The 25606-nt window shown below is 67.6% G+C and carries 21 protein-coding genes; 10 read left to right on the top strand and 11 right to left on the bottom strand.

Annotated elements, in window-relative coordinates; all coding sequences use genetic code 11:
- Positions 1 to 190: 190 nt before the first annotated feature.
- Positions 191 to 976: a TetR/AcrR family transcriptional regulator gene (locus tag PV781_RS19940; protein ID WP_274777379.1), complete on the bottom strand. Its 786-nt coding sequence runs from the start codon at positions 974 to 976 to the stop codon at positions 191 to 193.
- A 156-nt stretch (positions 977 to 1132) separates the two neighbouring features.
- Here PV781_RS19940 and PV781_RS19935 point away from each other — a divergent pair, with 156 nt between their 5' ends.
- The 4 genes from PV781_RS19935 (at position 1133) to PV781_RS19920 (ending at position 5253) form a co-directional block, all read left to right on the top strand.
- Positions 1133 to 1960 carry a cyclase family protein gene (locus tag PV781_RS19935; RefSeq protein ID WP_425532433.1) on the top strand — a complete coding sequence of 276 codons (828 nt, stop codon included), beginning with the start codon at positions 1133 to 1135 and terminating at the stop codon, positions 1958 to 1960.
- 61 nt (positions 1961 to 2021) lie between these two features.
- On the top strand, positions 2022 to 2948 hold the full coding sequence (kce, locus tag PV781_RS19930) for a 3,5-dioxohexanoate:acetyl-CoA acetone transferase (protein ID WP_274777377.1): 927 nt from the start codon (positions 2022 to 2024) through the stop codon (positions 2946 to 2948).
- 3 nt (positions 2949 to 2951) lie between these two features.
- Positions 2952 to 3968 carry an SMP-30/gluconolactonase/LRE family protein gene (locus PV781_RS19925; RefSeq protein ID WP_274777376.1) on the top strand — a complete coding sequence of 339 codons (1017 nt, stop codon included), beginning with the start codon at positions 2952 to 2954 and terminating at the stop codon, positions 3966 to 3968.
- 37 nt (positions 3969 to 4005) lie between these two features.
- The gene (locus PV781_RS19920; protein WP_274777375.1) at positions 4006 to 5253 is read left to right on the top strand and encodes an ABC transporter substrate-binding protein; all 1248 of its coding nucleotides are present in this window, start codon (positions 4006 to 4008) and stop codon (positions 5251 to 5253) included.
- A 152-nt stretch (positions 5254 to 5405) separates the two neighbouring features.
- On the opposite strand, the gene PV781_RS19915 is transcribed toward PV781_RS19920, so the two are convergent.
- Both PV781_RS19915 and PV781_RS19910 read right to left on the bottom strand, forming a co-directional pair.
- A complete protein-coding gene (locus PV781_RS19915) occupies positions 5406 to 6314 on the bottom strand; it encodes an SDR family NAD(P)-dependent oxidoreductase (protein ID WP_274777374.1) in 909 nt (302 codons plus the stop codon).
- Entirely contained in the window at positions 6311 to 6763 is a 453-nt protein-coding gene (locus tag PV781_RS19910; protein WP_274777373.1) for a MaoC family dehydratase, read from the bottom strand. Before PV781_RS19910 ends, PV781_RS19915 begins: the two co-directional genes overlap by 4 nt.
- A gap of 170 nt (positions 6764 to 6933) precedes the next feature.
- Here PV781_RS19910 and PV781_RS19905 point away from each other — a divergent pair, with 170 nt between their 5' ends.
- Complete coding sequence (locus PV781_RS19905; protein WP_274777372.1) at positions 6934 to 7569, top strand: TetR/AcrR family transcriptional regulator; 636 nt, start codon at positions 6934 to 6936, stop codon at positions 7567 to 7569.
- A gap of 3 nt (positions 7570 to 7572) precedes the next feature.
- Here the strand turns inward: PV781_RS19905 and PV781_RS19900 are convergent, their stop codons facing one another.
- From PV781_RS19900 to PV781_RS19890, 3 genes are all read right to left on the bottom strand, one after another.
- Positions 7573 to 8358, bottom strand: a complete 786-nt coding sequence (locus PV781_RS19900) for a 4'-phosphopantetheinyl transferase family protein (RefSeq protein ID WP_274777371.1) — start codon at positions 8356 to 8358, stop codon at positions 7573 to 7575.
- The gene (locus PV781_RS19895; RefSeq protein WP_274777370.1) at positions 8355 to 9854 is read right to left on the bottom strand and encodes a basic amino acid/polyamine antiporter; all 1500 of its coding nucleotides are present in this window, start codon (positions 9852 to 9854) and stop codon (positions 8355 to 8357) included. The genes PV781_RS19900 and PV781_RS19895 overlap by 4 nt, the downstream gene beginning before the upstream one ends.
- 187 nt (positions 9855 to 10041) lie before the next feature.
- Positions 10042 to 14037, bottom strand: a complete 3996-nt coding sequence (locus PV781_RS19890) for a Pls/PosA family non-ribosomal peptide synthetase (RefSeq protein WP_274777369.1) — start codon at positions 14035 to 14037, stop codon at positions 10042 to 10044.
- A 353-nt stretch (positions 14038 to 14390) separates the two neighbouring features.
- On the opposite strand from PV781_RS19890, the gene PV781_RS19885 reads away from it, so the two are divergent.
- The 4 genes from PV781_RS19885 to PV781_RS19870 all read left to right on the top strand — a co-directional run bounded on the left by PV781_RS19885 (position 14391) and on the right by PV781_RS19870 (position 18879).
- Positions 14391 to 15413, top strand: coding sequence for a helix-turn-helix transcriptional regulator (locus tag PV781_RS19885; RefSeq protein ID WP_274777368.1), 1023 nt, complete (start codon positions 14391 to 14393; stop codon positions 15411 to 15413).
- Positions 15414 to 15539: 126 nt separating this feature from the next.
- Positions 15540 to 16550 carry a formylglycine-generating enzyme family protein gene (locus PV781_RS19880; protein WP_425532432.1) on the top strand — a complete coding sequence of 337 codons (1011 nt, stop codon included), beginning with the start codon at positions 15540 to 15542 and terminating at the stop codon, positions 16548 to 16550.
- Between the two features lie 2 nt (positions 16551 to 16552).
- Positions 16553 to 18046, top strand: a complete 1494-nt coding sequence (locus PV781_RS19875) for an arylsulfatase B (protein WP_274777367.1) — start codon at positions 16553 to 16555, stop codon at positions 18044 to 18046.
- On the top strand, positions 18046 to 18879 hold the full coding sequence (locus PV781_RS19870) for a porin family protein (protein ID WP_274777366.1): 834 nt from the start codon (positions 18046 to 18048) through the stop codon (positions 18877 to 18879). Before PV781_RS19875 ends, PV781_RS19870 begins: the two co-directional genes overlap by 1 nt.
- A gap of 24 nt (positions 18880 to 18903) precedes the next feature.
- Here PV781_RS19870 and PV781_RS19865 read toward each other — a convergent pair whose 3' ends face one another.
- Both PV781_RS19865 and PV781_RS19860 read right to left on the bottom strand, forming a co-directional pair.
- Positions 18904 to 19410: a thioesterase family protein gene (locus PV781_RS19865; protein ID WP_274777365.1), complete on the bottom strand. Its 507-nt coding sequence runs from the start codon at positions 19408 to 19410 to the stop codon at positions 18904 to 18906.
- A gap of 34 nt (positions 19411 to 19444) precedes the next feature.
- Positions 19445 to 20176: an enoyl-CoA hydratase/isomerase family protein gene (locus PV781_RS19860; protein WP_274777364.1), complete on the bottom strand. Its 732-nt coding sequence runs from the start codon at positions 20174 to 20176 to the stop codon at positions 19445 to 19447.
- 120 nt (positions 20177 to 20296) lie between these two features.
- On the opposite strand from PV781_RS19860, the gene PV781_RS19855 reads away from it, so the two are divergent.
- Positions 20297 to 21916 carry an AMP-binding protein gene (locus PV781_RS19855; protein ID WP_274777363.1) on the top strand — a complete coding sequence of 540 codons (1620 nt, stop codon included), beginning with the start codon at positions 20297 to 20299 and terminating at the stop codon, positions 21914 to 21916.
- A gap of 9 nt (positions 21917 to 21925) precedes the next feature.
- Here PV781_RS19855 and PV781_RS19850 read toward each other — a convergent pair whose 3' ends face one another.
- The 3 genes from PV781_RS19850 to PV781_RS19840 all read right to left on the bottom strand — a co-directional run bounded on the left by PV781_RS19850 (position 21926) and on the right by PV781_RS19840 (position 25579).
- Entirely contained in the window at positions 21926 to 22312 is a 387-nt protein-coding gene (locus tag PV781_RS19850) for a hypothetical protein (RefSeq protein WP_425532431.1), read from the bottom strand.
- Between the two features lie 132 nt (positions 22313 to 22444).
- Positions 22445 to 23920 carry a methyl-accepting chemotaxis protein gene (locus tag PV781_RS19845; protein ID WP_274777361.1) on the bottom strand — a complete coding sequence of 492 codons (1476 nt, stop codon included), beginning with the start codon at positions 23918 to 23920 and terminating at the stop codon, positions 22445 to 22447.
- A gap of 183 nt (positions 23921 to 24103) precedes the next feature.
- Positions 24104 to 25579 (bottom strand): methyl-accepting chemotaxis protein, encoded by a 1476-nt coding sequence (locus PV781_RS19840; protein WP_274777360.1) that lies wholly within the window; start codon positions 25577 to 25579, stop codon positions 24104 to 24106.
- Between the last annotated feature and the right edge of the window lie 27 nt (positions 25580 to 25606).

The following is a 25606-nucleotide window of genomic DNA, read 5'->3' as shown; positions in this document are numbered from 1 at the left end:
ACAGGCGCACCCCGGCGATGTCAGCTGGCATCGCCGCCCTGCCCGAAGGACCTGTCACGATATGGATCGCGCCGAGGTGTTCGGCCGAAAATGAACTTCACGGCTCAGCCAGCAGAGCTGGCGTGTGGACTTCACCCAAATGGAGATGGAGCAGGTACAGGGATTAGTAGGCCCGGGAGATGACGTGAACTTAAGCGGGCGCGCCGCCATCCGGCTCACCCGCCTCCACGGCCGCGAGGAAGCCGGCGCTCACGAAGCGCACGAAGGGCTCGAACACGGCTGGGTCGCCGGCGGTCGCCGTGCCGCCGGACAGGCGCTCGATGCGCTTGTCGGCCACGTACATGAGCAGCGCGCCCACCGCATATTCATAGGCCCAGAGCCGGAGACCTCGCGTCGTGCCGGGCAGGGCCGCCCCCATCGCCGTGACGAATGCCTCCACCAAGGGGTCGTAGAAGCGCTCGATGATGGCGGTGGCCTCCGGGCCCGGATCCCAGGCGGTGCGGGCGACGAGGAGCGAGAAGGAATCCCCGCTCGCCGTGCCGTGCAGGCGCACCACCGGTTCCGCCCAGGCGCGCACGATCTCCTCCACCCGGCCCGGCCCCGGCCCCTTGGCGCCCACCTCCAGGATGCGCGCGATGCGTTCGTCCAGATTGATCTTGCGGTGCTCGAAGACGGTGGCGAACAGTTCGGGCTTGCGGCCGAAATAATAGCCCACCAGCGCCAAGGGCACGCCCGCGCGCGCCGCGATGTCGCGCACCGAGACCGCGGCATAGCCGCGTTCCGCGAACAGAATTTCCGCGCTCTCCAGAATGTCCGCCCGCCGGTCGGGCCGCTGCGCCTCGCCGGCCGGAACGGCGGAGCGCGGACGCGCGCGCGCCTGTTTCGTTGTGCCCTTGGGGAGAACGGGCGCGAGGGGGGCTGCCCGCTTGCGTGCCGTCTTGGCGGGAGAGGCGTTGTCCTCGGGCGGCGGGGCCATGGTCTCTTTCGGGTCCATACTGATCTTTTTGGCCTGATCCTGTCGCAACGCTCGCACTATGGCGGGCCACGCCGCCGGGTGCAAAACTGCATCGTGGCCGGAGCCATTCTGCCGGGTTGGATTGTATGTTGAACACCCGTACAAAAAAATATACGGATGTATAAAAGAAGGCGCCGAAAGCGCGCCTCGCGAAACAAGACGGAAGCGCCCTTGCCACGTTTCATCGATATCTCCATCCCCCTGGAGAATGACGTCCCCGCCGACCCGCCCTTCCAGCGGGTGCGCATCGACTATTCCGCCCATGCGGAGACGGCGGGCGTGCTGGCCGGGGCCTTTCCGGGCCTCAAGCCCGAGCAATTGCCGGACGGGATGGGCTGGGCGGTGGAGACGGCCCACATCTCCACCCATAATGGCACCCATGTGGATGCCCCCTGGCACTATCACCCCACCATGGATGGCGGCGCGCGGGCCAGCACCATTGACGAAATCCCCCTCGACTGGTGCTTCCGCCCCGGCGTGAAGCTGGACTTCCGCCACCTGCCCGACGGCCATGTGGTGACCCCCGGCGAGATCGACGCCGAGCTGGATCGCATCGGCCACCGTCTCCAGCCCTTCGACATCGTCATTGCCAACACCGCCGCTGGCGCCCGCTATGGCCAGGCGGACTATGTGGACAAAGGCTGCGGCTTCGGCCGCGACGCCACCCTCCATCTGGTGAACCAGGGCATTCGCGTGGTGGGCACGGACGGATGGAGCTGGGATGCGCCCTTCTCATTCACCGCCCGGCGCTTTGCCGAGACGGGCGATGCCTCTCTCATCTGGGAAGGCCACAAGGCCGGCCGCGAGAAGGGCTATTGCCAGATCGAGAAGCTGCACAATCTGGAGGCGCTGCCCGCCACCGGCTTCACGGTCTCCTGTTTTCCGGTGAAGATCCGCGCGGCCTCCGCCGGCTGGACCCGGGCGGTCGCCATCCTGCCCGACTGATTGCCGGCGCGGGATCCCCGCGCGGCCCCCTGACATCGAACACGCCTCGGGAGACGCAACCTTGAGCAAGGTCATCATTACCTGCGCGGTGACGGGCGGCATCCATACGCCCACCATGTCCGACGCATTGCCCATCACGCCCGGCGAGATCGCCGAGCAGGCCATCGCAGCAGCGGAAGCCGGCGCGGCCATCCTCCATCTGCATGCCCGCGACCCCAAGGACGGCCGCCCGACGCCCGACCCGGCGGTGTTCATGGAATTCCTGCCGCGCATCAAGCAGGCCACCGACGCGGTGATCAACATTACCACCGGCGGCGGCCTCAACATGACCGTGGAGCAGCGCCTCGCCGCCCCGCTCCAGGCGGCGCCGGAAATGTGCTCGCTGAACATGGGCTCCATGAACTTCGCGCTGCACCCGCTGGCCAAGCGCTATTCCAACTGGAAGCATGAGTGGGAGGAGCCCTACCTCCTCGGCACCAAGGACTTCATCTTCCGCAACACGTTCGGCGACATCGAGCGGATCTACAAGATGCTGGGTGAGGAGCACGGCACCAAGTTCGAGCATGAATGCTACGACGTGGGCCACCTCTATAACCTCGCCCATTGCCTGGACCAGGGCTGGTTCCGCCCGCCGGTCTTCCTGCAACTCATCTTCGGCATCTTGGGCGGCATCGGCGCCGACATGGACAACCTCATGTTCATGAAGCGCACCGCCGACAAGCTGTTCGGCAAGGACTATCAATGGTCCGTGCTGGCGGCGGGCCGCCACCAGATGCCGTTCGCCACCCAGGCCGCCATGATGGGCGGAAACGTGCGTGTGGGGCTGGAGGACAGCCTGTTCATCGGCCGCGGCAAGCTTGCCTCCTCCAATGCCGAGCAGGTGGCCAAGATCCGCCGGATCCTCGAAGAACTCGGCCACGAGATCGCCACCCCCGACGAGGCCCGCGCCACGCTCGGCCTCAAGGGCGCCGACCGCGTGAGCTTCTGACCCGTGGCCGCGCCCAACCCCATTGACGGCTTCACGGTTGATACGGCGGGCCTCTCCTATGTGGGGGAGGGCCTCCAGCGGCCGGAATGCATCCTGGCCGAGCGCGACGGCTCGCTCTGGAGCGCGGATGCGCGTGGCGGGGTGGTCCATATCCGCCCTGACGGGACCCAGCGTCTGGTCACCCAGACCGAGGCGACGGATTTTTCCGCCGCCACCGACGAGGAGACGCGCTTTGTCTCCGGCACCTTGCCCAACGGCCTCGCATTTGCCCGCACCGGCGACATCCTGATTTCCAATTTCGGCACCGACCGGCTGGAAATCATGACCCGGGACGGGGCGAGCCGGGTGCTGGCCGACAGCATCGATGGCGCGCCCATCGGCAAGGTGAACTTCGTGCTGCGCGACAGCCGCGACCGCATCTGGCTGACCATTTCCACCCGCATCAAGAACTGGATGCGGGCCATGAGCCCCAATGTGGCGGACGGCTATATCGCCCTCTACGATGAGGGCCGGCTGCGCATCGTCGCCGACGGGTTTCGCTTCACCAACGAGATCCGCCTCGATACCAGGGAGGAATGGCTCTATGTGGCCGAGACCTGCGGGCGCCACATCACGCGCCTGCGCGTCCAGCCCGATGGGAGTCTCACCGACCGCGAGGTGTTCGGCCCCTCCGATCATGGCGCCTTCATCGACGGCATCGCCTTCGATGCCCACGGCAATCTGTGGGGCACCCATGTGATGACGGACCGCATCTTCGCGCTCACCCCCGAGGGCGACCTGCGCATCCTGCTGGACGACGACCAGGACAGCGCCGCCGGCCGCACGCTCATGGACGCCTTCGCGGCGGACCAGGCGACGCCCGAATTGATGCTGGCCTGCGGCGGCACCATCGCCCCCTGGTTCGCCAGCGTCACCTTCGGCGGGCCGGACCTGCGCACCGTCTATGTGGGCAGCCTCCGGGGCACCCGCATTCCCGCATTTCGTTCGCCGGTGGCGGGCCTGCCCATGGCTCACTGGTGAGCATGTTCAAGACAAAGAGACCTCTGGGAGGATGACCATGTTGAAGACGTTCCGCGCCGCGGCCCTGTCCGGCTGCGCCCTGGCCCTGGTCGCCCTGGCGGCGGCTCCGGCGGCGGCTGAAAATTCCAATGGCACGGTGAAGATCGGCGTGCTGACCGACATGTCGGGTGTCTATTCCGACATCACCGGCAAGGGCTCGCTGATCGCCGCCCAGATGGCCATCGACGACTGCCTGAAGGCCGAGTGCAAGGGCATGAAGATCGAGATGATCTCGGCCGACCACCAGAACAAGGCCGACATCGCCTCCGCCACGGCGCGCAAATGGATCGACGAGGAAAATGTCGACGTGCTCGCCGACATGTCCAACGCCTCCATCCAGCTGGCCATCGCGCCGCTGGTGAAGGAGAAAAACCGGGTCGCCCTGTTTCCCGGCGGCACGGCGCGCCTGACGGGTGACGCCTGCCAGCCCGGCCATGTGGTGCAGTGGATGTGGGACACCTATGTGCAGGTGGCCGGCATCGCCAACCGCCTCACCCAGCCCGGCACCTCCTGGTATCTGGTGACGGCGGACTATGCGCTCGGCCATCAGCTGGAGGCCGACACCAAGACCGTGGTGAGCGCCAAGGGCGGCAAGTTCCTCGGCTCCGTGCGCCATCCCTTCCCGGCGGTGGACCTGTCCTCGCCGCTGCTGACCGCCCAGGGCTCGGGCGCCGACATCATCGCGCTCGCCAATGCCGGCAACGACACCGTGTCGGGCATTAAGACCGCGCGCGAGTTCGGCATCATGGGCTCCAAGCAGAAGCTGGTGGCCTTCTTCCTCACCGCCCTCGACGTGAAGAGCGTCGGCCTGCCCACCGCCCAGGGCACGCTCCTCTCTGAAGGCTTCTATTGGGACCTGGATGACGGCACCCGCGCCTTCTCCGAGCGCTTCAAGGCCCAGAACGGCAAGATCCCCTCCGCCATCCATGCGGGCGTCTATTCCTCCGTCCTGCACTATCTGAAGGCGGTGGCGGCGGCCAAGACCGACGATGCCGAGACGGTGGTGGCCAAGATGCAGGAACTGCCCATCAAGGACGACGTGGTGCGCAACGCCAAGCTGCGCGAGGACGGCCGCATGGTGCACGATTTCTACGTGTTCCAGGTGAAGTCGCCGGCCGCCTCCAAGGGCGAATGGGACCTCTATGACCTGGTGGCGACGCTGCCCGGCGATGAAGCTTTCCGCCCGCTCTCCCAGAGCGCCTGCCCCGCTGTCATCGCCAAGCGCGACGCGGCGAAGGCCAAATAGGGCTGAAGCAGGCCTGAAGTCGGGCTGCCACATCGGTCGGGCGATCCGGCGCAGGCAGAGGCGCGAACGATGAAAGGCCCGGGGGCATGCCTCCGGGCCTTTCCTATTGTCATGGCAACGGCGCCTGGCTTGTCGCCGCGAGCCTTTTTCCGTTAGGCCTTCGCGGCCTTGGCGCGGGCGATGATGCGATCCACATGGGCAAGCCCCGCCGAGGTCTCGATGGGCGCATCGAGCCGGGCGATGGTCTCGAAGGCTGCGGCCACCGCCTCGGGCGTGCGCTCCCCCTCCGGGAGATAGACGCCCTCGGTCTCCACAATGGCCATGCGCGCCACCGTGCCGGCACCGGCCAGCAAGGCCGTGCGGCTGGGGGCGGCCTCGCTCACCAGATAGAGCGCGGCGGGGGTGACATGCTCCGGCGCCAGAAGCGCCAGCATCTCCGCGTCCATCATGTCGCCGGTCATGCGGGTGGCGGCGGTGGGAACGATGGCATTGACGTGGATGCCGTATTTCTCGCCCTCGAAATGCAGCGTGTTCATGAGCCCCAACAGGCCCGCCTTGGCGGCCGCATAATTGGCCTGGCCGAAATTGCCGTAACTGCCGGAGGTCGAGGAGGTCATCAGCACGCGCCCATAGCCCTGCCGGCGCATGGTCTCCCACACCGCCTTGGTGGCGTTGGCCGAGCCCTGCAGATGCACTGCGATCACCGCCGCGAAGTCCGCCATGTCCATCTTGGCGAAGGTGCGGTCGCGCAGGATTCCGGCATTGTTGATGAGGATGTCGATGCGCCCGAATGCCTCCAGGGCGCGGGCCGCCATGGCCTCCATGTCCGCGAGAACGGTGACGTTGCCGCCATCGGCGAGCGCCGTGCCGCCGGCCGCGCGGATTTCTTCCACCACCGCATTGGCGGCGGCGCTGGAGCCGCCCGTGCCGTCGCGGGCGCCGCCGAAGTCGTTCACCACCACCTTGGCGCCGCGCCGGGCGAGTTCCAGCGCATGGGCGCGGCCGAGCCCGCCGCCGGCGCCAGTGACAATGGCCACGCGGCCGTCGAAGGACATGCTCATTGGGTTTTTCCCTTGAAGATCAGGACCAGCCATTCCGCCGACACCGCCGGGCGGTCGATGCCCTCTAGCTCCACCGCTGCGTCGAAGCGCACGAGGGTGCCGCCACTGCGGGGGGTGCGTTCGGCCACCGTGAAGCGGCCGCGAATGCGCCGGCCCACGGGCACGGGGGCAAGGAAACGCACTTTGTCGAAGCCGTAATTGATGCCGACCTCTCCCTCGCCGGGCAGCTGCATGACCGATGCCGCGAACTTGGAGAGCAGCGACAGCACCAGGAAGCCATGGGCGATGGTGCCGCCGAACAGGCCTTCGCGGGCGGCGCGCTCCGGGTCCACATGGATGAACTGGTGGTCGGAAATGGTATCGGCGAACAGGTCCACCAGCGGCTGGGTGACATCCATCCAGGGGCTGACCAAAGGCGGGGCGCCGACGTCGGGAATGGGAGGAAGCATGGAGGGGGTCTCGGGACGTTCCGGCAGGCTCTTGAAGGGCGCATCGCTCCCCCGCGCCCTCAGGGCGCCCGGCCGCTTGCGGTGACAACATACTCAGTAGTATGCAGGAGCGGAACCTTTGTCCAGAGCCCCGCAACGGGTTAGCTTCGGGCGGCAGGAGCGGTGCGGAAATGGCGGACGGCAAGGCGCGTGAGGTGCGAGGGGAGGGGGCCGGCCCGCTCGACATGCTGGACGCGGCCGCCGCCTGCTTCATGGAGCAGGGCTTTGCTGCGACCTCGATCGACGACGTGGCCCGCCGCCTCAACGCCACCAAGGGCCGCATCTACCACTATTATGCCTCCAAGACCGACCTCTTCTTCGACGTGCACCGGGAAGGCATGGAGCGCCTGTTCGTGGCTGTTGCCCACGCGGCGGACATTGCCGAGGGGCCGGCGGGCGCGCGGCTTGCCGCCATGCTGGAGGCTCATGCCGTTGCCATGATGGAGAACCACGCCTTCATGGCGGTGGTGGTGCAGGGGGTGCATATGCATCGCATGGCGCCCACGACGCCAGGCCAGCGGCGCACCCTCGATGCTCTCATGGACATGCGCCGCCGGTTCGAGGGCCTGTTCCGGGAGACGCTGGAAGCCGCCATCGCGGATGGCAGTGCACGTCCCTGCACGCCGTCCGTGGCGGTGAAGGCCATGCTGGGCGCCATCAACTGGATGTCCATCTGGTATCGCCCCCGCGCCGGCGAGACAGAGGCCGACCGGCGGGCGCTGGCGGCTGACATGGTGCGCCAGATCCGCGACGGCTTCAGGCCCTGAGCCTTATCGGGCGCCCGCCTGTCTCGGGCCGACCGGCACGAAGGCGGCGTCAAGCGCCGGGCAGGGGGGAGCGACGAGCGGCGCGGCCAAACACTGGACGCCGTGCACCCTCAGCACCGGGCGCTCCGGGCCGAGGGCACAGGCCGCGACCTGGAAACCGCGCATCGGCACGGTGCCTGCACCATCAGCGTCCAGCCGCGCCATCCAGGCATGGGGCTGCTCCACCGGGGCGTCTGACCACTCCAGCGGGCCGAGCGCGCACGTAATGGCTTGGGGCGAGAGGCTGAAGCCGCGCCCCATGGCCTTCAGCAGGCTTTCCTTCAGCGTCCAGAGCGCCAGCAGGGCGGCGCGCCGTTCTGCCACGTCCATCAAAGCGAGGGCCACTCGCTCCTCCTTGGAGCAGAACACCGGCGCGGCCCGCTCCAGATCCGCCTGCGCGGCCAGGGGCTCCACATCGACGCCCACAGCCATGCCTTCGCCCACCGCCACCGCCACCAAGCCCGCCGCATGGCTGAGATTGAAGGCGGGCGCTTCCCCTCCGGCGACTTCGGGCTTGCCATCTGCGCCGGTCACGAAGCGCCAGGCGCACGGCTTCGTGCCGGGCCGGTGGTTGGACAAGGCCAGGCGCACCAATGCGTGGGCGGCCAGGAAATCTCGCCGCGCCGGACCTCCCGGCAGACGATCAGCGCGGGCCTGCTCGTCCGCATCCAGAAGCCCGGCGAGCGGGGCCAGTTCGGTGGCGTCGAGCGTGCCGGTGGGGGCGAGATAGAGGGTGAGCGTCGCGCTCACAGGCTGATAAACCCGGCGCCCAGGCCGATCCCGACCCCCACCGCGAGAAGGACGATGAGGATGGCGACCACCAGTTCCGGACCGCCGAAGATGCGCCCGCCCTGCTCCTTGCGCACCTGCATGAAGAGCAAGGTGCCCGGCGCGAAGATGACGGAGGACAGAAGCAGCATCTTCATGCCGCCCGCCCACAGCATGCCGAGCGCGCACACGGTGGCGAGGGCACCACGCACCAGGTCCCGCTTCCGCTCGGCGTCCGCGTCCCCATAGAAGCGCCGGGAAAGCGCCAATTGGACGCCGAAGGCCCCCACGAAGACATAGGGAATGAGGGCCGTGACGCTGGTTAGGTCGACGAAGAAGTTGAAGGCCGATTCCGCCGTCAGCGTCAGGAACAGGAAGAGCTGCGCCGCCCCCGTGGTGAGCCAGATGGCGGCCGCCGGCGCCCCGCGCGCATTCTCGCGAGCCAGGAAAGCCGGCATGACCCCGCGCCTGGCAGCGGCCGAGAGCACCTCGGCGGCCAGCAGAGACCAGGCCAGGAACGCCCCGAGCACGGAGACCAGGACGCCGAGGCTCACAAGCGCGAGCCCTGCGTCACCGATCAGGTCCGCCAGCACGCCGGCCACCGAAGGATTGTGAAGCTGCGCCAGCTGCGCCCTCGGCATGATGCCGTAGGGCAGAATGGTCACGAGCACGAACAAGGCGAGCACGCCCAGGAAGCCGATCACCGTGGCCCGGCCCACATCCTCGCGCCTGCGGGCTAGGCGCGAATAGACGCTGGCGCCCTCGATGCCCAGGAACACGAACACCACGATGAGCATGGTCTGGCGCACCTGGTCGAGCACGCCGTCCAGGGTCACGTCCTTCAGGCCGATGAAGTTGACCTCGAACATGTCCCACCGCACGGAAGCGGCGACGATCACCAGGAAGGCGGCGAGCGGCAGGAGCTTGGCAACCGTCACCACGGTGTTGATGGAGGCGGCCTCCTTCACCCCGCGCAGCAGCATGAGATGGAAGGCCCACAGCACCGCCGAGGCCCCCGCTAGCGCCGCCGGCGTATCCCCTGCGCCGAAGATCGGGATGAAGGCCCCCAGCGTGGACATGACCAATACGAGAAAGGCCACGTTGCCCAGGAAGGCGCTCGCCCAATAGGAGAGAGCGGCGATGAAGCCCGCATAGGGGCCGAAGCCCTCCAAAGCATAGGCATAGATGCCGGCATCGATGTCGGGGCGGCGATCCGCAAGGCTTTGGAACACGAAGGCCAGCATCAGCATGCCGAAGCCGGCGATGGACCAGGCCACCAGCGCGCCGAGAATTCCGGTGGCCGAGCCAAAGGCGGCGGGCAGCGAGAAGATGCCGCCCCCCACCATGGAGCCCACCACCAGGCAGGCCAGGGCCGCCAGCGACAGGCCAGGCGGGCGCAGGCCTGCGGCCGGTGCGCGGCCGGCATCGGCGGCGCTGGAGGCGGTCGCGGTATCGCGGGCGGAAGAGGGCACCGTCATCGTGGGGTTCCGAGGCGGGAGGCCGAGCGGGGAGAAAGGAGCGGGCGGGAGGACGCAGAGGCGAAGGATGAGAAGACCCGCGCCCGCCCGGGACAGGCACGTCGATCCTGCGGCACCCACGCTGGGCGCCACAAGGTGTGTTGGCGTCCCCGCGCTCCCCGTGCGCGTGGGACGGTGCCTTGGCCGGTCAGGCCAACGGCTGGGCCGGGGCGCCGGCCCACCGGGTATTGGCAGGGATGGCCTCGCCCTTCATGACGATGGTCAGCACGCCCAGTTCCGCATAGTCGCCGACGCGGGTGTCGTAAAGCACCGTGGTGAGGGCGCCGATGGAGGCACCCTTGCCGATGTCCACCTTGCCGATCTTCATCACCCGGTCCTCGAACAGATGGGTCTGGATGTTGGAGGTGGCATTGATGGCGGCATAGTCGCCGATGGTGACGCAGTCGAACTCGGTGATGTCGGTGGTGTCCATGAACACCCCCTTGCCGATCTTCGCGCCGAACAGGCGCAGCGCCCAGGGCAGCATGGGCGTGCCGCGGAAGGCGTCCAGCAGGATCTTGCCGGCTGTACCCCAGTAGAGCGTAGTCATGGCCTCGGTGCGCAGCGCCCACCAGGACCACAGGCCGTGATTGCCGGGCCGATAGGTGCCCATGACCGCCCATTTCACGCCCAGCACAACGCCGGCCAGGATGAAGGAGCAGGCGATGCAGGTGGCGAAGAAGGTGGGCAGGAACTCACTCCATTCCTCCGCATCTTCCAGCACCGGGAACAGGACATAGTCCGCCGCCAGGGTGCCCAGCGTGATGAACATCATGGTGGGCATGGAGGCGCTGAACAGCTCGAACACTGCCCGCAGCACCCGCCGCCAGAGCGGCGGGCGGAAGGTGTGACTGACATCCGCATTGTCGAAGCGCTGGCGCACGGGCAGGCGGATGGGCGGGCTGCCGAAGCGCGTCTCGCCCGGCAGCATCCGCTCGCCGGTGGGGGGCTTGGACTTGATGCCGATGAGCGCGCCCTCGGGAATGTCGGCGCCCGGCGGCAGCACGGAATCGTTGCCGATGAAGACCCGGTCTCCGGTGCGCACGTTTTTCAGCGTCATCCAGCCGCGCCGCACGTCCTCGTCGCCCAGCGTCACCTCGTCAGCCACGAAGCACTTTTCGCCGACCTCGATGGTGTCGTAGCGGCCGGCGAAATTGGTGGCGATCTCCGTGTCCTTGCCGATCTTGGCGCCCATCAGGCGGTACCAGCTGCGCATATAGATGGTGGAGAAGAGGGAGGAGAGGCTTTCCAGCATCACCTCGGCGGCCAGCGCCACCGTCCATTTGCGCACATAGAAGCCCGAATGGATGGAGAAGGTGCCCGCCGGCGCCGAGGGGAGGACGATCCAGCGGATGGCCGTCACCAGAACCACGGTGCCGAACATCAGCAGCATGGCGGTGGGCCAGGTGATGAGCGGGAGGTACCATTCGAAGCCCAGTATGGCTTTCAGCTGGTCGTCATAATGCTCGAACACATAGAAGGCCGGGAAGATGGGCAGGAGGCTGATGGCAGGCATGAACAGGATCATCAGGCCGTAATAGGTGTTCATGACCTTCTGCATGCCCGGCGTCGGCTCGGGGGCGGGCGCTGGCCAGGTCGAAGGATCCACCATGCCGATCTTGCGGCCGGGCGATCCGTCCCAATGCTCGAACGCGCCCACATGGGTGCCGGGCAGGAGGGCGGTGAGGTCGGCAAGCTCGGCCCCCTCCTCCACCACCGTGTCATGGGCCAGGGCGCAGGAGGTGCCGATATAGGCATCCTTGCCGATCACCACCTTGCCGATCACCAGCTCGTTGCCGATCACCTCCGCATTGCCGATGGAGATCTTGGCGCCCAACGTCACGTCATCGCCGATCTCCAGAAGGTCGATGGCGCCCGCATGGAGGCCGGAAATGGTGACGCGCTTGCCTACCTTGGCACCCAGCAGGCGCATGGTGGCGGCGGCGAGCGGGGAACCCTGCATCAGCCCCAGATGGGTGAATTCCACCAATTGGCGGGACAGCCACCAGCGGAAGAAATAAAAGCCCCAGAGCGGATAGCGCCCGGGCGTCGCCCGCCACAGCACGATGCGCTTGCCCACCACGCCCACGAGCGAGATGCCCAGCGTCACCAGCGCGTAGACGCCCATCAGCTCCAGCACTTCGTACCAGTGGATGACGTCGTCGCTCATGATGAGCGCATACATCACGAAGATGGTGAGCCACGGCCCGGTGAGCGCGAACAAGAGGAGCGGCACGCAGCAGGCCTGGGCGATGCCGCACAGGATGCGGCGCATCAGCGGTGGCGGCTCGAAGCTGAGGTCGAGGATGCGGCGGGGATTGGCCAGCGCCCGCTCGTCGAGCCGCGCCGCGATCGCCCGCAAGGTGCGCAGGCTGTAGAGGTCTTCCAGCGTGATGGCGGGCAAGGCGGGATTGTCGCGCACGGCGGCGAGGAATGTGGCCGCCAGCAGCGAGTGTCCGCCGAGATCGGCGAAGAAGTCCGCCTCGAAGCCGATGGCTTGGCCCGGAAACAGGGGCTTGGCTGCGGCGAGCAGGGCGGCCTCGGTTTCGGTCTCCGGCTCTTCCTGCTGCTCGGCCTCGGCCGGGGCGGAGAGGGGAGCGGCCTTCAACGCCTTGCGGTCCGCCTTGCCGGAGGTCAAGCGCGGCAGGACAGCCATTTCCTCGAAATGGGACGGCACCATGTAAGGCGGCAGCGTCTCCTTCAGCGCCGCGCGGAGCGCGGCCCGGTCGAGCGGCACGCCCGCCTGCGGCACCACGAAGGCCACCAGCCGGTCGATGCCATCATCCCGCCGCAGCACGACGGTGGATTGCGCCACGCCGGCCAAGCCGGACATGCGGGCCTCGATCTCGCCCAGCTCCAGGCGGAAGCCGCGCAGCTTCACCTGGTCGTCGATGCGACCGTGGAACAGGAGGCGGCCATCTTCGGTGAGGCTCACCGCATCGCCCGAGCGGTAAAGCACGGGATCGGCGCCATCGCCGCCGAAGGGATTGGCGATGAACTTCTCAGCGGAGAGTTCCGGCCGCTTGAGATAGCCCCGCGCCACGCCGGGACCGCCGATGAGGAGTTCGCCCTCGGTGCCCGGCCCGACCAGTTGGAGCTGCTCGTCGACCACATAGCAGGTGTAGTTGGGGATGGGCCCGCCAATGGTGACCGGGCCGTCCACCGTCACCTCGTCGACGGTGGCGACCACGGTCGCCTCGGTGGGGCCGTAGGAATTGAACACCTTGCGGCCGGGCTTGCACCAGCGCTGCTTCACCGAGGGCGGGCAGGCCTCGCCGCCGAGGATGATGATGCGCAGCGAGGGCACGTCCTGGGGCATCATGGCGAGCAAGGTGGGCACCGTGTCCAGCACGGAGACCTTCGCCTCGGCCATGAGCGCGGGCAGCTTCTCCACCTCGCCCAGCACGCGGGAGGAGGCCACCCAGAGCGTTGCGCCCACCAGATAGGGAATGAAGATCTCTTCCAGCGACAGGTCGAAGGCGATGGAGGCGCCCTGGAAGGATACGTCGGCCTCGGTCATCCCATAGACCAGGTTCGCCGAGCGCAGATAATGGCAGATGTTCCGGTGCTCGATGACGATGCCCTTGGGCTTGCCCGTGGAGCCGGAGGTGTAGATGGCATAGGCCGGATCGTTGCGCGTCACCCCATCGGCGCGCAGGTCCAGGGGGCTTGCATCCGTGCTCTCCGCCAGCAGGTCCTGGAGCGGTGCGGGGGTGGCGGGCAGGTCGCGGTTGAGCTTGCCGGCGGTCACCGCGTCGATGATGACGATGCGGGCGGCACAATCCTCCAGGCACTCGCCGATGCGGTCCGGCGGGGCGTCCATGTCGAAGGGGATATAGGCGGCGCCGCTTTTCAGGATGCCCAGGAGCGCCACATGCAGGTCCAGCGAGCGGGACATCCAGATGCCCACGAACTGCCCCGGTCCGGCGCCGCGCGCCCGCAGCGCATGGGCCACCCGGTTCGCCCGCGCATCCAGCTCCGCATAAGTCACGCGCTCGGCGCCGAAAACGATGGCGGTGTGTTCCGGCTGGCGCGCCACCGTATCGGCGAAGATTTCGGGCAGCAGTTCGTCCCGCAGGAGGGAAGCATCCTTGTGCCCGATCAGGACACCGGGTCGAACCGTGCTCGTCACTGCGTCCATCATGGCCAATCCCCGCTTTGACGCTCCCAGATGCCCACCATGACGGAGCGCTCGCCCCTGCCTGCCGCCATGACCATCCAGCGCAAAGCTGAATGAATATAGACCAAGTCCTGGTGTTACAATGACAAACAGAAATGGATAAAGTTACCTATTCTTTCACGTTTCTTCTGTTTCATTTCCATGAAAAGCGGGATTGGATCAACTTTAGGTAATCAATAATGGTTTTTTGATACCGTTATGACCCTTCGTCCCGGCTGGTGCCCGCAAGGTGTGGCGCCCCAGGCGGGGCGCCCGGCAGCGTGACAGGTCCACCGGCACGCGGCATAAGGAGGCGGGGGAGAACAGGAAGCGCCGCGATGGGGGATCGGCACCCGGTCAGCCTGGCCATCGTCCATATGTTGCCGGATCTGGCCGCGCAGCACGGCTTCGCCCTTGGGGCGGCTCTCTCCCGTGCCGGCATCCCCGATGCGTCGCACATCCATTCGGGCACCGTGGTGGCGCGGGCCCAGATGTGCACGCTGTTGCAAGCCGCCGCTCGGCAAGCGGGCTCGCCCTTGATCGGTTATGCGCTCGCCGGTGCGGCGCGGCCCGACGCCCTCGGCGTGATGGGTCAAGCCTTGTTCTCGGGCCGCACGCCGCGCGAGAGCCTTGCCGCCCATGCCCGCTCCATGCCCGCCATCCAAAGCGGGGTGAAGCTGGGCGTCGAGCGGGTGGGCGACCGGGCCATCTGGCGCCATCAGATGGAAGACGCCGATCCGGGCCACGCGCAGGTGCTCAATGACGGCGTTGCCGGTTTCATGACGCGCGTGTTTCGCGCGCTGCTCGGCGCGGACGCCGCGCTAGAAGTTGGCCTGCCCCACCGGCCTCAGGTGGCGCCCCACCTTTATGAGGACGCGCTCCAGGCTCCGGTGACCTTCTCGGGCGGAACGCTCTCCGTCACCTTCGACGCCGCGCTGCTGGATCGTCCGTCCGCTCTTCCCGGTCCCTTGAGGCATGTGGCGCCGGCGCCTGGGCGTCTGCTGGAGCCACCGGAGGATCTGCTGGGGGATGAGCGCCTCCTTCAATGCCTGCCGCTTATCTTCGAGAGCGCGGCTCTGGCGGGCACGCTCTCCCTGGCGGATGCGGCGCGGACCCTGGGGTTTTCACCCCGCAGCCTCCAGCGGCGCCTCGGTGCGCTCGGCCTGACCTTCGAGCATCTGGTGGATGAATGGCGCAGGAGGGAGGCGCGGCGCTATCTGGCGCAAACCGGCCTGCCGGTGGCCAGCATCGCCCATGTGCTGGGCTATTCCCACCCCGCCCACTTCATCCGCGCCTTCCGGCGCTGGGAGCGCGCGACGCCCCTTGCCTATCGGCGGAACGCCATCCTCGCCTTTGCCTGACCCGCCGGACCGCTGCGTCACGGCGGCGGTGGCGCCAAATGGCAATTGTGACCCCCTTTGTCCTTGGCTACAGGAACGCTTTGTCGCACCCGGGGGAGGCTGGCTGGCGTGCGTCACGAGACAGGCATGCACGACCACAAGACGCACGCGCAGACAGAACGTCCCGAGAAGGATCGTCTTTCCCAGGAGCCTTTCTCCCAAGACCATCTGGTCACTGGACCTGCCATGGTTTGGCTGGCGGGCGGCACGTTCCGCATGGGATCGAACGACCATTATCCGGAGGAGGCGCCGGTCCATGAGGTCGCCGTCGACGGCTTCTGGATCGACCGCTTTCCCGTGACCAATGCGGATTTCGCCCGCTTCGTCGCTGCAACCGGGCGCGTCACGCTGGCCGAGCAGATCCCCGACGCGCGACATTATCCCGACGCGGACCCGGCGCTTCTCGTGCCGGGCTCGCTGGTCTTCACCCCGCCCGAGACCTGCCACACGCTCTCCGACTGGACGCAGTGGTGGCGTTTTGTGGAAGGGGCGAACTGGCGCCATCCCGCCGGTCCCGGCAGCAACCTGGACGGGCTGGAGAACCATCCTGTGGTCCATGTGGCCCATGCCGATGCTTTGGCCTATGCCCGCTGGGCCGGCAAGGACCTGCCGACCGAAGCGGAATGGGAATATGCCGCCCGCGGCGGGCTCGACGGCGCCTCTTATGCCTGGGGCGAGACGCTGGCGCCGGGCGGCATCCACCGCGCCAATACCTGGCAGGGGCGGTTTCCGGTGGAGAATCTCGCTCTGGACGGCTTCACCGGCACCGCGCCGGTGGATGCCTTTCCGCCCAATGGCTTCGGCCTCCACGACATGATCGGCAATGTGTGGGAATGGACCGGCGACTGGTACCGGGACCACCATGTGCCCTCCTGCTGCCTGCCCCGCAATCCGCGCGGCGGCACCGAGGCGGGCAGCCGCGACCCGGCCGATGCCGGCCTTCCCATGCCGCGAAAGGTCATCAAGGGCGGCTCGCATCTGTGCGCGCCGAACTATTGCTCCCGCTACCGCCCCGCCGCCCGGCAGGGCCAGACCATTGATTCTGCGACCGGACATATCGGCTTTCGCTGCGTCCGGCGCGTCACCACCCAGGACTGACCATGACCGACACCGCGCATCCCGCGACAGATACCCGCCCCTCCGGCCCCACCCGCCGCGACGTGCTCGCCGGCTCGGCCGGCTTCATGGCGGCCGTCGCGGGCCTCTCCGCCCTCTCCGCCCCGGCCCGCGCGCAGACCGGAGCAGGGGGCGCCCCGCGCCCGCATATCGTCTATATCCTGGCTGACGACCTCGGCTTTGCCGACGTGGGCTTCCAGGGTTCGGACATCAAGACGCCCAACATCGACAAGCTGGCCGCCACGGGCGCCAAGCTCGGCCAGTTCTATACCCAGCCCATGTGCACCCCCACCCGCGCGGCGCTGCTCACCGGGCGCTATCCCATGCGCTATGGGCTCCAGACCGGCGTCATCCCCTCCGGGGCTACCTACGGCTTGGCCACCGACGAGTTCCTGCTGCCCCAGGCACTCAAAAGCGTCGGCTATTCCACGGCCCTGGTGGGCAAGTGGCATCTGGGCCACGGGAAGCGGGAGTATTGGCCGCGCCAGCGGGGCTTCGATTATTTCTACGGTGCGCTGGTGGGCGAGATCGACCACTTCAAGCACGACGCCCATGGGGTGGAGGACTGGTATCGCGACAACACCGTTGTCCATGAAGAGGGCTACGACACCGAGCTGTTCGGCGCCGATGCGGTGCGCCTCATCGGAGCGCAGGACCCCAAGACACCGCTCTTCCTCTATCTGGCCTTCACCGCCCCCCACACGCCCTTCCAGGCGCCGCAGGCCTATATCGACCGCTACGCCCACATCCAGGATCCCTCCCGGCGGGTCTATGCGGCCATGATCACCGCCATGGACGACCAGATCGGAAAGGTGGTGGAGGCGCTGGAGAAGCGCGGCATGCGCGAGAACACGCTCATCGTATTCCACTCCGACAATGGCGGCACGCGCAACAAGATGTTCGTCGGCGAGGGGGCGGTGGCCGGAGAACTGCCCGCCAGCAATGCCCCCCTGCGGGATGGCAAGGGCTCGCTCTATGAGGGCGGCACGCGGGTGGCGGCGGTGGCCAATTGGCCCGGCCGTATCGCGCCCGGCACCCTGGACGGGGTGATGCATGTGGTGGACATGCTGCCCACCCTCGCCAAGCTGGCCGGCGCCGATCTTGCCCGTTCCAAGCCGCTGGACGGCATGGATGTGTGGACCTCGCTCGCCAGCGGCAAGGGTTCGCCGCGCCCGGGCGTCGTCTACAATGTGGAGCCCACCCAGGGCGCCGTGCGCGAGGGCGCCTGGAAGCTCTATTGGCACGCGGTCCTGCCGCCCAAGGTGGAGCTGTTCAACCTGGACCAGGACCCCGGCGAAAAGACCGACCTGTCGGCCCAGCATCCCGACAAGGTGGCGGCTCTCCAGGACCATGTGGTGGCCCTCGCGCGCACCATGGCGCCGCCCCTCTTCTATCAGGCGGCCCTCTCCGCCACCCTTTCCGACGCGCCGTCCACCCCGACGGACGCGCTCTATGATCTCGGCCTGAAGGACGATTGATGCGCCCCGCGTCCCCCTCCCATAAGGCGCGGCTCTCCGCCGCCGTCCTGGCGCTCGCCGCCGCAATGCCTGCCGCTGCCACGTCTGCGACGGCGGCGGACCTTGCCGCCAAGGCCGTGGTGGCCCCGCCCCCCATGCCGGTGGCAACGGCCGACACGCCGACTTTCCTGTTCACCGGCTATCTGTGGGCGAGCGCCATGAGCGGACAGGTCGGCACGCTGCCGCCCTTGCCGCCGGTGAATGTGGACATGAGCTTCGGGGACATTCTCAAGCAGTTCGACGGCGGCATCATGGGCGCCGGCGAGATGCGTGTGGGGCGCTGGGGCTTCCTGGCGGACGTGATGTTTCTCCAGGTGTCGCCCTCCGCCACTTTGCCCGGCCCCTATGCCGGCAATTTGGAGCTCCGCTCCCGCAGCCTGACGCTCCAGGGCAATGTGCTCTACCGGCTTTATGAGGCGGAAGGGGCCAGCGTCGACGTGGGCGCGGGCCTGCGCTACTGGCTGCTCGGCAACCGCCTGAGCTTCGACAATGCCTCGCCCTTGCCCGGCTTCAGCTATAGCGAGACCGAGGGCTGGGTGGACCCGCTCCTCGTCGGCCGCGTCACCGCCCCGCTGGGCGGGGCCTGGAGCTTGACTGTGGTGGGCGACATTGGCGGCTTCGATGTGGGCTCGCACCTGACCTACCAGGCCATCGGCACGGTGAACTACCAGTGGAGCAAGCAGCTCGCGCTGCGCGCTGGCTACCGCTTTCTGTCGGTGGACTACACGTCCGGCAAGTTCCTCTATGACGTGGAACTCCAGGGGCCGGTGATCGGCGCCACCTATCGCTTCTGAACTGGCGCGCCTCTCACCCCCGCCTTACGCGCCCCTGGCGAGCCCCATGGGGCGCGACAGCCAGGCGGGGCGGGGGAGGGCGGCATGGGCGGCCATGTCCCCATCCACGCGCGCCTGGATTTCCGGCGGGAACAGCGCGGCGCGTGGCGTGCCAGACGCGCGGGACACGTGCATCAGCACCTGCTCGCACAGGGCCAGCTCCGCGCCCTCGGCATTCAGGAGGCGCATGAAGGTGTGGATGCGCTTGCGGTCCGCGGCCAGCACCAGCAGGTCGACGGTGAGCGCCGCGCCCTCGTGGCATTCCCTGAGATAGCCGATGCGGCTTTCCAGCGTGTAGATCGTCGCCGCGCTCGCCCCCCGGTAGGCGGCATCGACGCCGATGCGGTCCATATAGGCGGTCACCGCATCGGAGAAGACGATGCCATAGGCGTAGTCGCCCATATGGCCGTTATAATCCACCCAGGCCACGGGCACCCGCACCGCGTGGATGGCAAGGCCGATCAGGCCCGGCGGTTCGGTGATCGTCGTCATGACGGCTCCCTGCGGTTCGTGCGGAGCGAAGAGATCAGCGTCCGGTCTCGTTCACAAGGCGGGCGAGCAGGAACTGGTCGGCCTCATAAGGCGCGGCCCAGTTGGCGTTGAGCTCCGCATCGATGGCGCGCTTGGTCATGGCGACTGCCAGGGGCGCGCTGCCGGCCATTTCAGCGGCGAAGGCGCGGGCGGCGGCGAGGGCCTCCCCGCGCGGGGCGACCTGATCGGCCAGGCCCATCGCCAGGGCGGCGGCAGGGTCGATGGTCTCGTCGCGGAACAGGATGCGCTTGGCGCGGGCCGGACCCACCAGCGCGCACAGGAGCGACAGGCCGCCCCAGCCCAGCGTCATGCCGAGCCGCACCTCGGGAAAACGCAGCATGGCGCCCTCCGCCATCACCCGGAAATCCGCCGCCAGCGCCAAGATGGCGCCGCCGCCAATGGCCGGTCCTTCCACCGCCGCGATGACGATCTGCGGCAGGCGACGCCATGCCTCCACCATGCGCCCGCCGGCGCCCAGGATGTGATGGCGCATGGGCAGCGAGGCATCCGCCGCCCACAGGCTGGCATCGCCGAGGTCCACGCCGGCGCTGAAGCGGGTGGGTGTGCCGGTCAGCAGAATGGCGGAGAGGTCCCGCTCGCCCTCCAGGGCCTGCGCCGCGCGCGTGAGCTCGGCGATGGCCTCCGCATTGAGGGCATTGGCCTTGGCGCCCCGGTCATAGCGCACCACGGCAAGGGTGCCCTCGCGTTCGATCTCCACCATGGCCATGACCGTCCTCCGCACCTGTTGTGTTTTACATACTACTGAGTATGTTGCATGGCGAAGCGGCCTTGGCAACGGCCGGCACAAGGCGCTGAAGCGCCGGCAGGATCAGGACGGAGGAGCGCCATGAGCCAGCGGGAAGCGGCCTTGTCACGAGAGCATGCGGTCCTGCGCGACCTTCTGGAGCGGCACGCGGCGGAGCGCCCGGATGCGCCTTTCGTGCAGTTCTGGCCTGGCCCGGCCGACACCTCCACCTGGAGCTACGCTGACACGCTCCGGCAGGTGCGCCGGCGCGCTGCGACGCTGGCCCGCCACGGCGTCGTGCGCGGCCAGCACGTGCTGTGTTTCATGGGCAACGGGCCGGACCTGCTCGCCACCTGGTTCGCCATCAATTATCTCGGCGCGGTCTATGTGCCGCTCAATACGGCGGCGCGGGGCAAGCCGCTGGAGCACATCCTCAACGATGCGGACGCCCCGCTCATGGTGGCCGAGGCCGCCCTGGTGGAGCGCCTGGAGGGCCTCTCCCCTGGCAAGCTGAAGACGGTCCTCACCGTGGACGGCACCGCCGCCCCCTTGCCGGGCCTTGACGTCCAGCTCCTGGAGGACGACCCCGCCGCGCCCCTTCCGCCCGCCCCCGAACCGCCTGTGGAGCCGTGGGACACGCAGGCCATCATGTACACCTCGGGCACCACCGGGAATCCGAAGGGGGTGATGTCCTCCTACACCCAGCTTTATTCCATGGGGCCGGATGCCTTCGAGGTCGCGCCCGATGACCGCTGCCTGATCTGCGGCCCCATCTTCCATTGCGGCTCGACGCTCTATGTCTATGCCCAGCTCGCGCGCGGCCTCTCCATCGGCATGATGCGGGAATTCCGCACCTCCGATTTCTGGCCTGCGGTGCGGGAGACGGGGTCCACTTATGTGCTGCTGCTGGGGGTGATGGCGAGCTTCCTCCTGAAGGCGCCGCCCGCGCCGGGAGACCGCGACCATCCGCTGCGCCGCGCCTTCATCACCCCGTTCGGCGAGGACGGCCCGGCCTTTGCCGAGCGCTTCGGCGTGGAGGCCTGGACCATCTACAACATGACGGAGATTTCGAGCCCGCTCCATGCCGGGCCGGGCATCACCGCCAAGGGCATTGCCGGCACGCCGCGCCCCTGGATTGAGCTGAAGATCGTCGATGCCCACGATCTGGAGGTGCCGGACGGGCAGACGGGGGAACTGGTCATCCATTCCCGCCGCCCCTGGGCGCTGATGAAGGGCTATTACAACAATCCCGCTGCCACCGCCGAGGCCATGCGCAACGGCTGGTTTCACACCGGCGACGGCTTCCGGCGGGAGGCGGACGGCACCTATTTCTTCGTGGACCGCCTGAAGGATGTCATCCGCCGGCGCGGCGAGAACATCTCCTCTTTCGCCCTGGAGGCGGAGGTGCGCACCCATCCGGCGGTGAAGGAATGCGCCGCGGTGGCGGTGCCGAGCGAGTTTTCCGAGGACGAGGTGCTGGTGGTGGTGACGCCGGTGGAGGGGGAAACCCTTGATCCTGCGGGGCTCATCCGCTTCCTGGCGGAGAGCGTGCCCCACTATATGGTGCCGCGCTATGTGCGCACGCTGGAGGCGCTGCCCAAGACCTCCAGCGGCAAGATCCAGAAGCACGAACTGCGCGCCGCCGGCGTCACGTCCGACACCTTCGACCGCGAGGCGGCGGGCCTGCGCATCGGCCGCGCTGCGGCCAAGGCAGGGCTCTGAGGGCGAGCCTCAATAGAGGAAGGGCGGGCCCCACGGGCCGTAATCAAAGGCAAAGGCGGCCTGCTGGTTCATCATGGCCGCCATTTCCTGCTGGTTCGCCAGCCGCTGCTGGAACACCATCTGCTGGTAGGCCTGGAAATTGTCCTGGCTGCCATAATAGAGGCACCCGCACACCGAGGGGTCGGCGTACAGATAGACCGGCTGGCCATTCTGGTTCTGCACCACGAATTTGTGCGGCGGCATGCGCTTCAGCGAGGCGACCTTCTCAGGCGTATCGGCAAGGCGCATGCGGAAGCCTGCGGCGGCCAGCATGTTTTCCTTGTCCTGGGTCGCCGTCACGCAGGCCGCGAGCGACATGCTGATGAGCCCCAGCGCGGCAATGGTTGGCAACTTCACGCCCATCCCTCCCCGAAATCCTTGGCGCCTGATCCCCCGGCAAGGTAGCAGCCGAGGCGGGCAAGTCGAGGCTGGGCGCAAAGAATGGAGCCATTCCAAAGGGATGGCGGGGATGTCTTGCCTCGCGATAGCTCAGGCGATGGCAGCGGTCGCGGCGCGCACCTTGCGGGTGGCGTCCTCCATGCGGCCCGTGGCCCCGGCGATTTCCTGCATGTTGAGGCGCACTGTCTCCACCCCCTGGGCGGCCACATGCATGTTGCCGGAGACCTCGCGGGTGACGGACGTCTGTTCCTCCACTGCCACCGCGATCTGGGCGCTCACCGCATTCAGGTCGCCGATGGTTTGGGTGATGGAGGACAGGGCCTGCGCGGCATCCTCGCTTGCCCGCTGGACCGCTTCCACCTGGGCCGCGATCTCACTGGTGGCCTTGGAGGTCTGGCCGGCCAGCGTCTTCACCTCGGAGGCCACAACCGAAAAGCCCTTTCCGGCATCGCCCGCCCGCGCGGCCTCGATGGTGGCGTTGAGGGCGAGCAGATTGGTCTGGTCGGCGATGGAATTGATGAGGGCGACCACGTCGCCGATCTTCTGCGCCGCGCCGGTGAGGCCGGACACAATGGCGTTGGTGCGCGTGCCCTCTGCTTCCGCCTGCTTGGCCAGCGCGCTGGACTGATGCACCTGCCGGCGGATTTCCTCCACCGACGAGGCCAGTTCCTCGGCGCCGGCGGCGACAGACTGCACATTGCTGGCGGCCTGTTCCGTGGCGGCGGAAGCTGAGGTGGCCTGCATGTTGGTCTTGGCCACGTCGCTGGAAATGAGCGTGAGGTCGCTGGCGATCTCGGCCTGGGCCTTGGCGCGCCTCATGCGGCCCTGCACGGCCTCGGTGATGTCGGTGGCGAACTTGACCACCTTGAAGGGGGTGCCGGTGTCGTCCACGATGGGCGTATAGGTGGCCTGGATCCATACTTCCCGCCCACCCTTCCCAATCCGGCGAAACTCGGCCTGCTGGAAGGTGCCCCGCCGGAGGGAGGCCCAGAAGTCCGCATAGGCCGGCGTGCCGCGCTCGTCCGGGGCGACGAACATGGAATGATGGCGGCCCTTGATCTCGTCGAGGCCGTATCCCACCGTCTTCAGGAAAGCATCGTTCGCATCGAGGATGGTGCCGTCGAGCGCGAAATGGATCACCGCCTGGGAGCGGCTGATGGCCTCCACCTGGCACCTGTCCTCCAGGCTGCGCAGCTTGCGTTCCGTGATGTCGGCGGCGAACTTCACCACCTTGAGAACGCGGCCGGAACTGTCGATCACCGGGTAGTAATTGGCTTCGAGCCAGACGGCCGAGCCATCCTTGGCGAGGCGCTTGAATTCGCCGGCCTGGAACTGGCCCTTGGCGAGGGTCGCCCAGAAGGTCCGATAGGCGGGGCTTTCGGCAAAGCCTGCGGGCACGAAGATGCGGTGATGCCGGCCCCGGATCTCGCCGAGGCTGTAGCCCATGGTCTTCAGAAAGTTCTCGTTGGCCGAAAGAATATCACCCTCGGCCGTGAACTCGATCACGGCCATGGCCCGGTTGAGGGCCTTGAGGGCCAATTCGGCCTCTGAACTTTTTCCAAACATGTGGCGCCTCGCGGGAGGGGTGAAACCGGCCCAGCGTGACGCGCCGGCCTTGCCTTGGGCTTGCATCCCTTCCGGTAGGCAGGGAAAGCGGGATGGGATGCCCGGAATGAGATGGGAGGGAAGAGGTGAGGGCGCGCCGGCTTAAGCCCGCCCGTCTTCGCCTCCCGATGCTGACCAATATGGTCAGGCGATGGCCGCCGATGCGGTGCGCACCTTGCGGGTGGCCTCTTCGACGCGGCCGGTGGCGCCGGCGATTTCCTTCATGTTGAGGCGCACGGTCTCAACCCCCTGGGCAGCCACATGCATGTTGCTGGAGACTTCGCGCGTCACGGCCGTTTGTTCTTCCACCGCCGCCGCGATCACCGCGCCCACGGCATTCAGGTCGGCGATGGTCTGGGTGATGGAGGAGAGGGCCTTGGCGGCGTCCTCGCTGGCCTTCTGCACGGCATCGATCTGGGCCGCGATCTCGCTGGTGGCCTTGGAGGTCTGGCCCGCCAGGGTCTTCACTTCGGAGGCGACCACCGAAAAGCCCTTGCCGGCGTCTCCCGCGCGGGCAGCCTCGATGGTGGCGTTGAGGGCGAGCAGATTGGTCTGGTCGGCGATGGAATTGATGAGGGCCACCACGTCGCCGATCTTCTGCGCCGCGCCGGTGAGCCCCAGGACGATGGAATTGGTGCGAGACCCTTCCACCTCTGCGATCTTGGCCAGCTCGCTCGACTGGTGCACCTGGCGGCGGATCTCCTCCACGGAGGAGGCCAGTTCCTCGGCCCCGGCGGCCACCGATTGCACGTTGCTGGCGGTCTGCTCCGTAGCGGCGGAGGCGGAGGCGGCCTGCATGTTGGTGCGGCTGACATCCTCGGAAATCAAGGTGAGGTCGCTGGCGATCTCCGACTGCGCCTTGGCCCGCATCATGCGACGCTGGACGGCGTCCGTGATGTCAGTGGCGAACTTGACCACCTTGAAGGGCTTGCCGGTCTCGTCGACGATGGGCGTATAGGTGGCCTGGATCCACACGTCCCGTCCGCCCTTGCCGAGGCGGCGGAACTCGCCCTGCTGGAACTCGCCCCGCTGGAGCCCCTTCCAGAATTCCGCATAGGCCGGCGTCCCGCGCTCCTCATTGGCCATGAACATGGAATGGTGGCGGCCCTTGATCTCGTCCAGGCGATAGCCGAGCGTCTTCAGGAAGTTCTCGTTGGCGGTCAGGATCGTGCCGTCGAGCTGGAAATGGATGACCGCCTGCGAGCGCCCGATGGCGGCGAGCTGGCACTCGTCCTCCAGGCTGCGCAGCTTGCGGGCGGTGATGTCGGCGGCGAACTTCACCACCTTGAGGACGCGGCCCGAATTGTCGATGACCGGATTGTAGCTGGCCTCCAGCCACACCTCCGCGCCGCCCTTGGCGATGCGCTTGAACTCGCCGGCATGGAAATGGCCCTGGGCGAGGTTGGTCCAGAAGGAGCGGTAGTCAGCGCTTTCGGCATAGGCCGGGGTGACGAAGATGCGGTGGTGGCGGCCCTTCACCTCGGGAAGCGTGTAGCCCACCACTTTCAGGAAATTCTCGTTGGCTGCCAGGATCTCGCCTGCAGGCGTGAACTCGATGACCGCCATGGCGCGGTCGAGCGCCTTGAGCGCGAGAGCGGCCTCAGAATTCTTTCCAAACATCGGGTCGCCTCACGGCACGGGGAATAA

The sequence above is a fragment of the Aquabacter sediminis genome (genome assembly GCF_028863665.1).
In the GTDB taxonomy this organism is placed as follows: Bacteria; Pseudomonadota; Alphaproteobacteria; order Rhizobiales; family Xanthobacteraceae; genus L1I39.
This window is presented reverse-complemented; position numbering and strand designations above follow the sequence as displayed.